The sequence below is a fragment of the Streptomyces sp. NPDC046866 genome, from assembly GCF_040704625.1.
Taxonomy (GTDB): Bacteria; Actinomycetota; Actinomycetes; order Streptomycetales; family Streptomycetaceae; genus Streptomyces.
This window is the reverse complement of sequence record NZ_JBEYXN010000005.1, coordinates 85,732-99,619: the sequence shown is the minus strand read 5'-3', so window position 1 is coordinate 99,619 and position 13,888 is coordinate 85,732. Positions and strand designations below refer to the sequence as shown.

The 13,888-nt window shown below is 70.7% G+C and carries 11 protein-coding genes, 1 tRNA gene and 1 pseudogene; 5 read left to right on the top strand and 8 right to left on the bottom strand.

Translation table 11 applies throughout. The annotated features are described in order from the left end of the window. The first annotated feature begins 226 nt into the window (after positions 1-226). A complete protein-coding gene (gene ppc / locus AB0953_RS10570; protein ID WP_366859023.1) occupies positions 227-3,007 on the top strand; it encodes a phosphoenolpyruvate carboxylase in 2,781 nt (926 codons plus the stop codon). Positions 3,008-3,124: 117 nt separating this feature from the next. Further along, positions 3,125-3,703: a Uma2 family endonuclease gene (locus tag AB0953_RS10565; protein ID WP_366859022.1), complete on the top strand. Its 579-nt coding sequence runs from the start codon at positions 3,125-3,127 to the stop codon at positions 3,701-3,703. A 3-nt stretch (positions 3,704-3,706) separates the two neighbouring features. On the opposite strand, the gene pth is transcribed toward AB0953_RS10565, so the two are convergent. The 6 genes from pth to AB0953_RS10535 form a co-directional block, all read right to left on the bottom strand. Beyond that, positions 3,707-4,297, bottom strand: a complete 591-nt coding sequence (gene pth, locus AB0953_RS10560) for an aminoacyl-tRNA hydrolase (protein WP_366859021.1) — start codon at positions 4,295-4,297, stop codon at positions 3,707-3,709. A 90-nt stretch (positions 4,298-4,387) separates the two neighbouring features. Beyond that, complete coding sequence (locus AB0953_RS10555) at positions 4,388-4,972, bottom strand: 50S ribosomal protein L25/general stress protein Ctc (protein ID WP_366859020.1); 585 nt, start codon at positions 4,970-4,972, stop codon at positions 4,388-4,390. A 184-nt stretch (positions 4,973-5,156) separates the two neighbouring features. Next, positions 5,157-6,134 (bottom strand): ribose-phosphate diphosphokinase, encoded by a 978-nt coding sequence (locus AB0953_RS10550; protein WP_362178035.1) that lies wholly within the window; start codon positions 6,132-6,134, stop codon positions 5,157-5,159. Between the two features lie 147 nt (positions 6,135-6,281). Next, positions 6,282-7,730 (bottom strand): bifunctional UDP-N-acetylglucosamine diphosphorylase/glucosamine-1-phosphate N-acetyltransferase GlmU, encoded by a 1,449-nt coding sequence (glmU, locus tag AB0953_RS10545; RefSeq protein WP_366859019.1) that lies wholly within the window; start codon positions 7,728-7,730, stop codon positions 6,282-6,284. A gap of 108 nt (positions 7,731-7,838) precedes the next feature. After that, positions 7,839-7,910: transfer RNA gene (locus AB0953_RS10540), tRNA-Gln, on the bottom strand. Positions 7,911-7,939: 29 nt separating this feature from the next. Continuing rightward, positions 7,940-8,785, bottom strand: a complete 846-nt coding sequence (locus AB0953_RS10535; RefSeq protein ID WP_366859018.1) for a hypothetical protein — start codon at positions 8,783-8,785, stop codon at positions 7,940-7,942. 130 nt (positions 8,786-8,915) lie between these two features. Between AB0953_RS10535 and AB0953_RS10530 the strand changes: the two genes are divergently transcribed. Beyond that, the gene (locus AB0953_RS10530) at positions 8,916-10,205 is read left to right on the top strand and encodes a histidine kinase (RefSeq protein ID WP_366859017.1); all 1,290 of its coding nucleotides are present in this window, start codon (positions 8,916-8,918) and stop codon (positions 10,203-10,205) included. Positions 10,206-10,220: 15 nt separating this feature from the next. Here AB0953_RS10530 and AB0953_RS10525 read toward each other — a convergent pair whose 3' ends face one another. Continuing rightward, positions 10,221-10,733: an SUKH-3 domain-containing protein gene (locus tag AB0953_RS10525; RefSeq protein WP_366859016.1), complete on the bottom strand. Its 513-nt coding sequence runs from the start codon at positions 10,731-10,733 to the stop codon at positions 10,221-10,223. An 11-nt stretch (positions 10,734-10,744) separates the two neighbouring features. Beyond that, positions 10,745-11,293 (bottom strand): YwqJ-related putative deaminase, encoded by a 549-nt coding sequence (locus AB0953_RS10520; RefSeq protein ID WP_366859015.1) that lies wholly within the window; start codon positions 11,291-11,293, stop codon positions 10,745-10,747. A gap of 230 nt (positions 11,294-11,523) precedes the next feature. On the opposite strand from AB0953_RS10520, the gene AB0953_RS10515 reads away from it, so the two are divergent. Continuing rightward, a complete protein-coding gene (locus AB0953_RS10515; protein WP_366859014.1) occupies positions 11,524-12,513 on the top strand; it encodes an SMI1/KNR4 family protein in 990 nt (329 codons plus the stop codon). A 7-nt stretch (positions 12,514-12,520) separates the two neighbouring features. Continuing rightward, positions 12,521-13,888 (top strand): annotated as a pseudogene (locus AB0953_RS10510) (hypothetical protein); the annotation flags it as partial.

Genomic DNA, 13,888 nt, shown 5'->3' with positions numbered 1-13,888 from the left:
CCGCCCCCTGCCATCGGGCCGCGCGCCGCCTGGTGAGACGGTCGCCGGCCGAACCGGCCGGACACCTATCCTGGTGTCGTCGGACAGCGCGGTCCGCACGGGCAGCCGAGCTGCGCACCAGATGGGGACACCCCCGGAGCCGATCCGGGACGGCGCCTCCGTGCACCCGGAGCGCACCCGGAGCCCACCTCCCCGTAGCGCTCGACCACTGCAAGGAGCCGCACCTGTGAGCAGTGCCGACCAGGCCTCCCCGGCCCAGGCCTCCACCCGGGCCCAGGCCCCGTCCACCGCCGACACCTCCGCCAACGCGGAGCTGCGCGCGGACATCCGCCGCCTCGGCGAACTCCTGGGCGAGACCCTCGTCCGCCAGGAGGGCCAAGAACTCCTCGACCTCGTCGAGCGCGTCCGCGCCCTGACCCGCACCGACGGCGAGGCCGCCGCCGCGCTGCTCGGCGACACCGACCTCGAGACCGCCGCCAAGCTCGTGCGCGCCTTCTCCACCTACTTCCACCTCGCCAACGTCACCGAGCAGGTGCACCGCGGCCGCGAACTGCGCGCCCACCGCGCCGCCGAGGGCGGCCTGCTGGCCCGCACCGCCGACATGCTCAAGGACGCCGACCCCCAGCACCTGCGCGAAACGGTCCGCAACCTCAACGTCCGGCCCGTCTTCACCGCACACCCCACCGAGGCCGCGCGCCGCAGCGTCCTGAACAAGCTGCGCCGCATCGCCGCCCTGCTGGAGGAACCCGCCTCCGGAGCCGGCGACCGCCGCCGCCACGACCTGCGCCTCGCCGAGAACATCGACCTCATCTGGCAGACCGACGAACTGCGCGTCGCCCGCCCCGAACCCGCCGACGAGGCCCGCAACGCCATCTACTACCTCGACGAGCTGCACGCCGGAGCCGTCGGCGACGTCCTCGAGGACCTCGCCGCCGAACTCCAGCGCGTCGGCGTCGAACTGCCCCCCGGCACCCGCCCCCTCACCTTCGGCACCTGGATCGGCGGCGACCGCGACGGCAACCCCAACGTCACCCCCGAGGTCACCCGCGAGGTGCTGATCCTCCAGCACGAACACGGCATCACCGACGCCCTCGAACAGATCGACTACCTGCGCGGACTGCTCTCCAACTCCATCCGCTACACCGGCGCCACCGAGGAGCTCCTCTCCTCCCTGCAGGCCGACCTCGAACGCCTCCCCGAGATCAGCCCCCGCTACAAGCGGCTGAACGCCGAGGAGCCGTACCGCCTGAAGGTCACCTGCATCCGCCAGAAGCTCCTCAACACCCGCCAGCGCCTCGCCAAGGGCACCCCCCACGAAGAGGGCCGCGACTACCTCGGCACCTCCGAGCTGCTGACCGACCTCACCCTCGTCCAGACCTCGCTGCGCGAGCACCGCGGCGCGCTCTTCGCCGACGGCCGCATGGACCGCACCATCCGCACCATCGCCGCGTTCGGCCTGCAGCTCGCCACGATGGACGTACGCGAGCACGCCGACGCCCACCACCACGCCCTCGGCCAGCTCTTCGACCGGCTCGGCGAGGAATCCTGGCGCTACGCCGACATGCCGCGCGACTACCGCCAGAAGCTCCTGGCCAAGGAGCTCCGCTCCCGCCGGCCCCTCGCCCCCACCCCGGCACCCCTGGACGCAGCCGGACAGAAGACCCTCGGCGTCTTCTTCACCATCAAGGACGCCTTCGAGAAGTTCGGCCCCGAAGTCATCGAGTCCTACATCATCTCCATGTGCCAGGGCGCCGACGACGTCTTCGCCGCCGCCGTCCTCGCCCGCGAAGCCGGACTCATCGACCTGCACGCCGGCTGGGCCAAGATCGGCATCGTGCCTCTCCTGGAGACCACCGACGAACTGCGCGCCGCCGACGTCATCCTCGACGACATGCTCGCCGACCCCTCCTACCGGCGCCTGGTCTCCCTGCGCGGCGACGTCCAGGAAGTCATGCTCGGCTACTCCGACTCCTCCAAGTTCGGCGGCATCACCACCAGCCAGTGGGAGATCCACCGCGCCCAGCGCCGCCTGCGCGACGTCGCCCACCGCCACGGCGTGCGCCTGCGCCTCTTCCACGGCCGCGGCGGCACCGTCGGCCGCGGCGGCGGCCCCTCCCACGACGCGATCCTCGCCCAGCCCTGGGGCACCCTGGAAGGCGAGATCAAGGTCACCGAACAGGGCGAGGTCATCTCCGACAAGTACCTCGTGCCCTCCCTGGCCCGCGAGAACCTGGAGCTGACCGTCGCGGCCACCCTGCAGGCCTCCGCCCTGCACACCCGGCCCCGCCAGTCCCACGACGACCTCGCCCGCTGGGACGCGGCCATGGACATCGTCTCCGAGGCCGCCCACGCCGCCTACCGGGAACTCGTCGAGGACCCCGACCTGCCCGCGTACTTCTTCGCCGCCACCCCCGTCGACCAGCTCGCCGACCTCCACCTGGGCTCCCGCCCCTCCCGCCGCCCCGACTCCGGCGCCGGCCTCGACGGCCTGCGCGCCATCCCCTGGGTCTTCGGCTGGACCCAGTCCCGCCAGATCGTCCCCGGCTGGTACGGCGTCGGCTCCGGCCTCAAGGCCCTGCGCGACGCCGGCCAGGACGGCGCCCTCTGCGAAATGGGCACCCGCTGGCACTTCTTCCGCAACTTCCTGTCCAACGTCGAGATGACCCTCGCCAAGACCGACCTGCGGATCGCCCAGCACTACGTCGACACCCTCGTGCCCGACGAGCTCAAGCACGTCTTCGACCGCATCCGCGCCGAACACGAGCTCACCGTCCGCGAGGTCCTGCGCATCACCGGCGGAGAAAAGCTCCTGGACTCCCAGCCCGTGCTCCAGCAGACCTTCGCCGTACGCGACGCCTACCTGGACCCGATCTCCTACCTCCAGGTATCGCTGCTGGCCCGCCAGCGCGCCGCCGCCGCCCGCGGCGAAGCCCCCGACCCGGTCCTCTCCCGCGCCCTGCTCCTCACCGTCAACGGTGTCGCCGCAGGCCTGCGCAACACCGGCTGACCCGGACGGTCGAACGAACGGCCGGTATCCGCGCCCGTCACACGATGTGATGACGAGCGCGGATACCGGCCGCTACCGTGGTGTTCCAAGACCAGAATGCCGTCCATGGGAGCAGCCATGACCGCCGAGCACACCTGGCCCCGTCCTCCAGCGGACGGGTACACCGTGGACGACCTGCTGTCGCTACCGGATCTCCCGCCCCACACGGAGCTGATCGACGGGAGCTTGGTCTTCGTGAGTCCGCAGCGGAACTTCCACACCGATGTGCTGCATCTGCTGGTGAACGGGCTGCTGGACACGGCCCCGCGGACAGTCCGGGTGAAGCGGGAAATGACGGTGGTCATCGACAAGCGCAACGCGCCCGAGCCGGACATCATCGTTGTGCGCGCCGAAGCCGTCACCGGTCGCACCCAGACGCGCTACCTGGCAGCTGACGTGCTGCTGGCCGTCGAGGTCGTTTCCCCCGACTCCGAAGCACGCGACACGGAGAGCAAACCGCAGAAGTACGCGGCCGCCGGCATCCCGCACTTCTGGCTCGTCAAGATGGAGGGGGAGGACGAGCACCCGGTGGTGTATGCCTACGACCTTGATCCGCACACCAAGGCCTATGTATGCCAGGGCATTTTCCACCGGGAGCTCAAGACGTCGCTGCCTTACGACATCAGCATCGACCTGACCCGCATCGACGACCTGTAGCCCTCAGGAGTTGTACGCAGACTGCGCGCGCTCCAGGCCCTCCGTGACCAGGCACTCCACGGCATCCGCAGCCCGGTCCACGAACCAGTCCAGATCCTTGCGCTCCGCCGAGGAGAAATCCTTCAACACGAAATCCGCCACCTGCATCCGGCCCGGCGGCCGCCCGATGCCGCACCGGACCCGGTGGTACTCCGCACCCATCGACTTCGTCATCGACTTCAGCCCGTTGTGCCCGTTGTCACCGCCGCCCAGCTTCAGCCGCAGCGTCGCGTAATCGATGTCCAGCTCGTCATGGACCGCGATGATCCGGTCCACCGGCACCTTGTAGAAGTCGCGCAGCGCCGTCACCGGCCCGCCCGACAGGTTCATGAACGACATCGGCTTCGCCAACACCACCCGGCGGTTCGCCGGCCCCGGAGGCCCGATCCGCCCCTCCAACACCTGCGCCCGCGCCTTGTGCGCCTTGAACCTGCCGCCGATCCGCTCCGCCAACAGGTCCACCACCATGAAACCGATGTTGTGGCGGTTGCCGGCGTACTCACCGCCCGGGTTGCCCAGCCCGACCACCAGCCAGGGGCTCGACTCGTCCGACATTCCTGCTCGCTCCTTGTACACATGGGACGACCGCCGTCCCGCTCCCAGTGGAGCCGGACGGCGGTCGGTCGGCAAACGCGACGGGGAGGCTCAGGCCTCCGCGCCCTCCGCGGCCTCGGCAGCCGGCTCCTCGGCCTGCGCGGCCACGACCTGCAGGACCACGGCGTCGGCCTCGGTCACCAGGGCAACGCCCGACGGCAGCGCGATGTCCTGCGCCAGGACGGACGCACCGGCGGCCAGACCCTCGACGGAAACGGTCAGCGCCTCCGGCAGGTGGGTGGCCTCGGCCTCGACCGACACAGCGGCGAGGACGTGCTCCAGCAGGTTGCCACCGGCGGCCAGGTCGCCCTCGGTGTGGACCGGAACCTCGACCGTGACCTTCTCGCCCTTCTTCACGGCGAGGAAGTCGACGTGGTCGACGGTGCGCTTGATCGGGTCCTTCTGAACGGCCTTCGGGATGACCAGCTCGGAGCCCTCGCCCGCGATGTCCAGGGAGATCAGGACGTTCGGGGTCTTCAGCGCCTGGGTCAGGGCGTGGCCCTCGACCGAGACGTGCTTCGGGGCCTCGCCGTGGCCGTAGATGACCGCGGGAATCTGCTTGTTGCGGCGGGTGGCACGGGCGGCGCCCTTGCCGAAGACGGTGCGGATCTCAGCGGAGAGCTTGACCTCGGACATGTTCACTCCTCGTGGGGTGACGGAACGGACAACGGTCACCCGGCCACGAAACGGCCTGCTACGAAGAGCGCGTCGATAACGGAGCGCCAGCACCAAAAGGCGCGGCCTCCCTCGCCGAGCAACTCCACGAGTCTACCCGGCGGGGAGGCCGCCCCCAAAAGGATCTATCCGCAGGATCCGGCGCCTACTGCTGCTCCTCGAACAGGCTGGTCACCGAGCCGTCCTCGAAGACCTCACGGACCGCACGCGCCACCATCGGGGCGATCGACAGCACCGTGATCTTGTCGAGCTCCAGGTCCGACGGGTCCGGCAGCGTGTTCGTGAAGATGAACTCGCTCACCTTCGAGTTCTTCAGACGGTCGGCCGCAGGACCCGACAGGATGCCGTGCGTGGCCGTCACGATGACGTCCTCCGCACCGTGCGCGAACAGCGCCTCGGCCGCGGCACAGATCGTGCCACCGGTGTCGATCATGTCGTCGACCAGCACGCAGACCCGGCCCTTGACCTCACCCACGACCTCGTGGACGGTCACCTGGTTCGCGACGTCCTTGTCACGGCGCTTGTGCACGATCGCCAGCGGGGCGTCCAGACGGTCGCACCAGCGGTCCGCGACCCGCACACGGCCGGCGTCCGGCGAGACGATCGTCAGCTTCGTGCGGTCCACCTTCGCACCCACGTAGTCCGCGAGGACCGGCAGGGCCGACAGGTGGTCCACCGGGCCGTCGAAGAAGCCCTGGATCTGGTCCGTGTGCAGGTCCACCGTCAGGATCCGGTCCGCACCGGCCGTCTTCAGCAGGTCCGCCACCAGGCGCGCCGAGATCGGCTCACGACCCTTGTGCTTCTTGTCCTGACGGGCATACCCGTAGGACGGGATGATCACGGTGATCGAACGGGCCGACGCGCGCTTCAGCGCATCGATCATGATCAGCTGCTCCATGATCCACTTGTTGATCGGAGCCGTGTGGCTCTGGATCAGGAAGCAGTCCGCACCACGCGCCGACTCCTGGAAACGGACGTAGATCTCACCGTTCGCGAAGTCGAAGGCCTTCGTCGGCACGAGGGCAACGCCCAGCTGGTGCGCAACCTCCTCGGCCAGCTCGGGGTGGGCGCGGCCGGAGAAGAGCATCAGCTTCTTCTCGCCGGTCGTCGAGATCCCGGTCACAGCACAGTCTCCTCAGACGTGTTGAAAAGCTGCTCGCCCCCATGTGCGTCCGTCCCGCACACGGTGAAGCCAGCCGAATTGCGTGCACCTATCACGGTACGCCGTCTCCGACGTACCTGTTTCCGGTCAGTTCACCCGAAGGGCACCTCAGCCCTCCACGGAGTCCCCCTGGACCGCCGACTGAGCCGCCGACGCAGCAGCACTTCCCGGACGCTTACGAGCCACCCAGCCCTCGATATTCCGCTGCTGACCGCGCGCCACGGCCAGCGCACCGGGCGGCACATCCTTCGTGATCACCGAGCCGGCCGCCGTGTACGCGCCGTCCCCGATGGTGACAGGCGCCACAAACATGTTGTCCGAGCCCGTCTTGCAGTGTGAACCGATCGTCGTGTGGTGCTTGTGCTCACCGTCGTAATTCACGAAGACGCTCGCCGCACCGATGTTCGAGTACTCGCCGATCGTCGCGTCACCCACGTACGACAGGTGCGGCACCTTCGTACCCTCACCGATCCGCGCGTTCTTCATCTCCACGAACGTGCCGGCCTTCGCCTTCAGCTCCAGCCGCGTCCCCGGACGCAGATACGCGAACGGACCCACCGACGCCGACTCGCCCACCACAGCCGAATCCGCCACCGTGTTGTCCACGCGCGCGCGCGGGCCCACCTCCGTGTCCCTCAGCCGCGAGTTCGGACCGACCTCGGCCCCCTCCGCGACGTGCGTCGCACCCAGCAGCTGCGTACCCGGATGCACCACCGCGTCCTGGCCGAAGGTCACCGTCACGTCCACCAGCGTGCTCGCCGGATCCACCACCGTCACACCGGCCAGCATCGCCCGCTCCAGCAGGCGCGCGTTCAACAGCGCACGGGCCTCCGCCAACTGCACCCGGTTGTTGATCCCCAGGATCTGGCGGTGATCACCGCCGACCGACGCGCCGACCCGGTGACCCGCCTCGCGCAGGATCCCCAGCACATCCGTGAGGTACTCCTCGCCCTGGCTGTTGTCCGTGCGCACCTTGCCCAGCGCATCCGCCAGCAGGGCGCCGTCGAACGCGAACACCCCGGAGTTGATCTCGCGGATCGCGCGCTGCGCCTCGGTGGCGTCCTTGTGCTCGACGATCGCGGTGACGGCGCCGGTCTCCGGGTCGCGGACGATGCGGCCGTAGCCGGTGGAGTCCGGGACCTCGGCGGTCAGGACGGTGACGGCGTTGCCGTCGGCGCCGTGGGTCTCGACCAGGGCGCCCAGGGTCTCGCCGGTCAGCAGCGGGGTGTCGCCGCAGACCACGACCACGGTGCCGTCGACGGAGCCGCCGAGCTCCTGGAGGGCCATGCGGACGGCGTGGCCGGTGCCGTTCTGCTCGTACTGGACGGCCGTGCGCACATCGGCGTCGACGGCGGAAAGGTGCGCGGTGACCTGCTCGCGGGCGTGGCCGACGACGACCACGAGGTGCTCGGGGTCCAGCTCGCGCGCGGCGGCGACGACGTGCCCCACGAGCGAACGCCCGCAGATCTCGTGCAGAACCTTGGGAGTGGCCGACTTCATGCGGGTGCCCTCACCCGCTGCGAGGACGACGACGGCTGCCGGGCGGTTGGCGCTCACGGGTGTGCCCTTCGGCTTCGGGGGTGGACCTGTGAAGGATACCGGGGCGTTAAGGGCCGGAAACGAGGGCGGGTCCTGACCTTCCGGTCAGGACCCGAACTCGCAAAGCTCCCCTGCCAGGACTCGAACCTGGAACAAATCATCCAAAGTGACCCGTGTTGCCGATTACACCACAGGGGATAGTAAAACCGACCAAACCGGACATTTAGCTAGTTGGTCGATCTGACGGACCCAACTATGCCGCACCAAGTGCCTTCAATGCGACGGTACAAGTCGCAGCTTGCGGAGACACGGACGATCAAGCATCCGCGGTAGTCGGCGCCGGTGTTCTTCCTGACCGTCTTCGGGTTGTGCTTCTTGAGGGTTGTCTTTTGGAGCTCCTCGCGTTCCACGCCCACGAAGTCGGCCCAGTACTGCTCGGCGCCGGCGACGTCGGCGGACTCGTGGATCATCACCCGAAAGCGGAGCCGGTCGCGGGTGATCCCCATGAGCTCGAGCCAGGCCAGGTAGACGGCGATGACCCCTGGGTCGCTGTTGATGAAGATGGCGGTTTCCGAGCGCCTGTAGGTCTTGCTCTTGCTGCCTTCGGCCCAATAGAGGGCAGCGCCCACGAGGAGGAGCTCGCGCTCGCTCATGGCGCCGACGAGGTCGCGCGCGGTTGCGATGGTCGCCTCTCGGGCGGCTTCCCGGATGGGCCCCTCGTGGGCCCATCGCTTCAGGGCTGCGTCGCGCCCCTGCTCCTGGGCGGAGCGCCGGTCCGCTTTCGGTAGGTCGCGGACCCACAGGGAGATCGAGCTCTTCGAGCAGCCCAGCTCCAGCTGGATCTGGTCGTAGGTCATGCCCTGGAGGCGGAGCTCGCGGGCGCGGTCGCGGAGGTCGTCCTTGGCGTTGGGGCGCTTGGTCCATTCCGGGGCCGGCTCGCCCTGGAGGAGGCGGTTCAGGATGTCGCCGTTGTACACGCTGAGGCGGTCGCGGATCTGGCGGCGGCTGAGGCCTTCGCGGCGGAGGGTGACTGCTTGCTCGCGCAGGGCTTCGAAGTCCGAGTATTTGCTCATGCCGCCACCTTGGTCCGGAATGTGGGATTCAGGTCTCTTTCTGTGGTCGATTCAGTCGGACGTGCGATTACCGCGGGTTTGCGGGAATTCCGGTCGCGGGTGTGCTGGGGGCGCTGCGTACGCTGAGGGCATGACCAGTGCGGGGGAAGAGCAGGGCGGGGCCGGTCGGGACGGGCCCTTGTGGTGGGAGCGGCGGCGGGGGGCCGTGCTCGATGTGGGGCTGGGTGCGGTGTCGGCGCTCGAGTGTGCGGTCGAGGGGGTGGATTTCGCCCGGGAGGGCGGGCTGCCGACGGTCGCGGGGGTGTTGTTCGGTGTGGCGGTGGGGTCCGTGCTGGTGCTGCGGCGGCGTTGGCCGATCGCGGTGGTGCTGGTCGGGATCGGGGTCGCTCCGGCTGCGATGGGTTTTCTGCTGAGCCTGGTGGGGCTGTACACGCTTGCCGCGTGTGAGGTGCCGCGGCGGATCACGGCGACGCTGGCTTCGATGTCGCTGGTGGCCACGTTCGTCGTCACCTATGTGCGCACCGCGGGGGATGCCGGGACGACCCCGACGCTGGTGGTGGTGCTGTCGGTGTTCATGGCGGTGGCGCTGAACGTGCCGCCGGTGTTGCTGGGGCTGTACATAGGGGCTCGGCGGCGGTTGATGGAGAGCTTGCAGGAGCGGGCCGATTCGTTGGAGCGGGAGTTGTCGCTGCTGGCGGACCGGGCGGAGGAGCGGGCGGAGTGGGCCCGTACGGAGGAGCGCACGCGGATCGCGCGGGAGATGCACGACGTGGTGGCGCACCGGGTGTCGCTGATGGTGGTGCATGCGGCGGCGTTGCAGGCTTTGGCGCCGAGGGATCCGGCGAAGGCGGCGAAGAACGCGGCGTTGGTGGCGGACATGGGTCGTCAGGCGTTGACGGAGTTGCGGGAGATGTTGGGGGTGCTGCGGGCGCCTGCCCCGGCGCGGTCGGCGCCGGTTGCGGCGGCTGCGGGTGTGGCCGTCGGCGCGCCGGCCGTGGCGGGCGGGGGTTTGGAGGACGGGCCGACGCTGGCGGAGCTGGAGGCGCTGGTGGGGCAGTCGCGTGCCGCGGGGATGGTGGTGGAGCTGGATGTGCGCGGGACGGGGCCGGGGCGGGGCTATGCGGCGGAGGTGGAGCAGACGGCGTACCGGGTGGTGCAGGAGGCGTTGACCAATTGCCACAAGCATGCGCCGGGGGCGCGGGTGGTGGTGCGGCTCGCCCATCGTGAGGGTGAGGTGGCCATGCAGGTGGAGAACGGGCCGGGTGCGGCGGATGTGGTCCGGCCGGAGCTGCCCAGTGGGGGCAATGGGCTGGTGGGGATGCGTGAGCGGGTCGTCGGGCTCGGTGGGGTGTTCGTGTCGGGCCCGACGGACTCCGGGGGGTTCAGGGTTTCGGTGGTTCTGCCGGGTGGGCGGCCCTGACGTGGGTCTGGGCCGTCAGGGGGTCATGGTCAGCCGGGTGGGCTGGAGGCCGGTCAGGAGGAGGGTGAGGGCTTCGTCCATGCCGGCGCCGAGGTACCAGTCGCCGGTGTGGTCGATGGCGTAGATGCGGCCCTCTTGGTCGATGGCGAGGTGGGAGCCGCCGTCGGAGTCGGTGCCGAGGGGGCAGAGCTGGGTGGACAGGGCCCGGCCGAGGTCGGCGAAGGTGCGGGCCAGGTGGAGTCCGGTGAGGGGGTCGAGGCGTACGGGGACGGGGGCTATCTGGCGGCCGGGTCCGGGCGGGCTGATGGTGAGGCCGCCGAATTCGGCCCAGGCCTCGACGGCGGCGGGGAAGACGGTGTGGCGGTGTCCGGCGGGGGTGGTGTGGTCGCGCAGTGCGTCGGCCCAGTATTCGGCCTGTTTGATGTCCCAGCGGCCGGGCTCCCAGCCGGCGGTGCGCAGGGCCTGGTCGACGGGGGTGGGGAACCGGGTGGCGGAGGAGCGGTCGTAGGAGGCGGAGGAGATGGTCATGGTTGCGGTGGTCAGGCCTTCTCTGACGCGGGGGTGAGGTCGACGTGGCGTACGCCGAAGTGGGCGAGGAGGGCCTCGCAGGAGCGGCAGGGCGGTGCGTAGGTGCCGTGGAGGGGGTCGCCGTCCTCGCGGATGCGGCGGGCGGTGATCTTGGAGTGTTTCAGGGAGCGGCGGGCTTCGCTCGCGGTGAGGGGTTTGCGTGAGGCCCGTTTGCTGCGGGCGCCTTCGGCGGCGGCGAGGTGGCGGGAGACGAGGATGGCCTCGGGGCAGCGGCCGGTGAACCGTTCACGCTGGCTGCTGGTGAGGGTGTCGAGGAAGTCCTGCACGAGGGGGTGCAGGGTGGGTGGCTGGTCGGCTTTGCCGGCGGTGCTGGTGAGGGTTTCGCCGCGTACGGAGAGGGCGGCGGCGATGGTGGGCAGGATGCCGTCGCGGCGGAAGCGGGGGACGGGTGCGGTGGAGCGGCCGTCGGTGCCGCTCCAGCGCAGGCGTGGGTCCGAGGCCGGGACGGCTGCGGTTGAGCCGCCGTCGGGTGTGCCGCTGCGTGTCGCCGTGTTCTGCATGGTCGCTTCTTCCCTCCCGTGGCTGCGGTGGTGGCCGCTGTTGCGCACGCCCCCGTGCTGCGGGGACAGCCTGTCAAATGTCCTCTGTCGTGTGGAACCGGGGTCGAATATTCGTATCAATTCGGATGTTCCCGGCCGTCGTGCGGGTGGGCGGGTCGTGGGCGGGGGCCGCTCTTGCCGGAGCACATAGGCTGTGGTGAACCAGCCAGATCCAGCAGGGGGCTACCGCCATGACGACAGGTCGGCTCGGGCAGCAGGCCGCGCCACCCAACGCCGCGTACTCGGGGCAGGTCGTGCATTTCCCGGACCCGGTCCGGGCCGCGCGGCATCCTCATGGAGTGCGGATGGGCGCTCAGGGACATCCCGACTTCTCGCCGTATGCGCGGGCGGCGGTGGAGATCGCCGAGCCGCCGGAGGGTTTCGGTGTGGACGAGCTGCGGTTGACGGACTACGTCTCCGCGAACGCGGCGATGCACGCTGCGGGTCATGCCCTGTGGGACACGGTCGGCCCGGTTGCGACGCCACACGGCTGGACCTGGCACCACGTGGCGGGGACGCGGCGGATGGAGCTGGTCCCGGTCGAGGTGAAGGCGCTGCTGCGCCACCATGCGGGTCTGGCCACCGCCCCGGTCGACCATGACAAGCGCGGGACGCGGCCGTTGCAGGAGGTGCGTCCGGCGCACCTGGCGGTGCCGCGGACGGGTGTGGCGGTGGCCGAGGAGCAGGTCCAGGGTGTCGAGGAGGACCTGGGTTATCGGCTGCCGGAGTCCTACCGTTCGTTCCTGAAGGCTGCGGGTGGTTGTGCGCCGGTGGGTGCGGGGTTGGACGTGGAGCTGGGTCTGCTGGTGGACCAGCCGTTCTTCACGGTGCGTGAGGAGGCGGCGGTCAATGATCTGGTGTACGTGAACAAGTGCCTGCGCGACCATCTGACGAAGGACTACCTGTGCGTCGGGTTCGTCCAGGGCGGGCTGCTGGCGGTGAAGGTGAAGGGCGAGGGCATCGGTTCGGTCTGGTTCTCCCCGTACGACGACGGGCGGGACCGGGACGGCTGGTCCGTCCAGGAGCGCGTGGAGCGGCTGCTGCTGCCGTGCGGTGCCGATTTTGATGCCTTTCTCGAACGGTTGGCGGGAAATCCACCGGAGTTGGAGACGGTGGCCGGTCTGATGGTGGACGGCGGATTCGCGCGTTCGGTTCCGGTGGCTGCACCGGTGGAGGGATGACGGCGCGATGGTGACGTTTGCGCAGGCGCAGGAGCGCGCCGAGGAGTGGATCAACGGTGGTGTGCCGCCGTATCAGCACCGTGAGGTGCGGGTGCGGGAGTTCGGGCTGGGGTTCGTGGTGTGGGCCGAGGACCGGGCGGGCGGGCCGGTGTCGGGGGGTGGCCGGCAGCGGCTGGTGATCGCCCGGGACAGCGGTGAGGTGACGCTGTGGCCGGGGTTGCCGGTGGGTGAGGTCATCCGCCGGTACGAGGAGGAGTACGGGGCGGCTGCTGCGCCTGCGGCGGAGGCTTCGGTGCCGACGCCGCGGATCGACTCCGAGCAGACCTCGTTCATGCTGAGTCCGCCGGAGTGGTTGCAGGAGGCTGCGGACCGGGCGGGGATTCCGCCGGCTGCGGGTGCTGCTTCGGGTGCGGGTGCTGCTTCGGGTGGCGGTGCGGATGCGGGTCCGGGGGCGGCGGGTGCCGTGTCGGAGCCGGAGCCGCTGTCCGCTGCCGCGGCGGAGCCGGGGCCGGCTGCTGCCGCGCCGGAGCCGGTGCCGCTGCGCCGGGAGGTGCCGGAGGGGTCCTCCGCCGATGGCGGGGTGCCGGCCGGGGCCACGCCGTGGGCGGGCACCGATGTGAACCCGGGGGCGGACGACGCCTCGGTGGCGCTGCCGGCGACGGTGTTCGCGCCGCCGCTGTCCGGGTCGGACCTGGAGGACCTGCCGGCGCCGCCGTCGGCGTCCTCCGAGGCCAGGACCCAGCTGATGGCCGGGGGCAGTCAGCTTCCGAAGACCGCGATCGCGCCCGCGCTGGACCTCGGCGCGGGTGCGCCTGGTGTGTCGGCGGGGGCGGGGGCCGGGGAGCCCGCGGGCCGGGCCCAAGCCACCCCGCCGGGTGCGCCGCCGGCCGTGCCGCCCGCCCCGCCCGGGGCTCCGGGTGCCGCTGCCCCGGCCCAGCCGCCGGTGCCTGCGGGTCCGCCCGGTGCGCCGGGTGTGCCTGGTGTTTCGGGTGCGGGTCAGCCGCCTGCGCCTCCGGGGCCGCCCGGTGCTCCGTCGATGGGGCGGGGGCTGGACCATGCCGCGACGATGCTGGCCGGTCCTGCGGTCACGGGTCAGCCGCCTGCGCCTCCCGGTCCGCCCGGTGCGCCGGGTGCCTCGGGTGCGGGTCAGCCGCCTGCGCCTCCGGGGCCGCCCGGTGCTCCGTCGATGGGGCGGGGGCTCGACCACGCTGCCACGATGCTGGCCGGTCCTGCCGTCACGGGTCAGCCGCCTGCGCCTCCCGGTCCGCCGGGTGCGCCCGGTGCCTCGGGTGCGGGTCAGCCGCCTGCGCCTCCGGGGCCGCCCGGTGCTCCGTCGATGGGGCGGGGGCTCGACCACGCTGCCACGATGCTGGCC

Excerpts from the sequence above, each read along its gene's own strand:
- AB0953_RS10565 (WP_366859022.1), top strand. The coding sequence starts at position 3,125 with ATGACCGCCGAGCACACCTGGCCCCGTCCTCCAGCGGACGGGTACACC.
- pth (WP_366859021.1), bottom strand. The coding sequence starts at position 4,297 with ATGTCGGACGAGTCGAGCCCCTGGCTGGTGGTCGGGCTGGGCAACCCG.
- AB0953_RS10555 (WP_366859020.1), bottom strand. The coding sequence starts at position 4,972 with ATGTCCGAGGTCAAGCTCTCCGCTGAGATCCGCACCGTCTTCGGCAAG.
- AB0953_RS10535 (WP_366859018.1), bottom strand. The coding sequence starts at position 8,785 with ATGAGCAAATACTCGGACTTCGAAGCCCTGCGCGAGCAAGCAGTCACC.
- AB0953_RS10530 (WP_366859017.1), top strand. The coding sequence starts at position 8,916 with ATGACCAGTGCGGGGGAAGAGCAGGGCGGGGCCGGTCGGGACGGGCCC.
- AB0953_RS10525 (WP_366859016.1), bottom strand. The coding sequence starts at position 10,733 with ATGACCATCTCCTCCGCCTCCTACGACCGCTCCTCCGCCACCCGGTTC.
- AB0953_RS10520 (WP_366859015.1), bottom strand. The coding sequence starts at position 11,293 with ATGCAGAACACGGCGACACGCAGCGGCACACCCGACGGCGGCTCAACC.
- AB0953_RS10515 (WP_366859014.1), top strand. The coding sequence starts at position 11,524 with ATGACGACAGGTCGGCTCGGGCAGCAGGCCGCGCCACCCAACGCCGCG.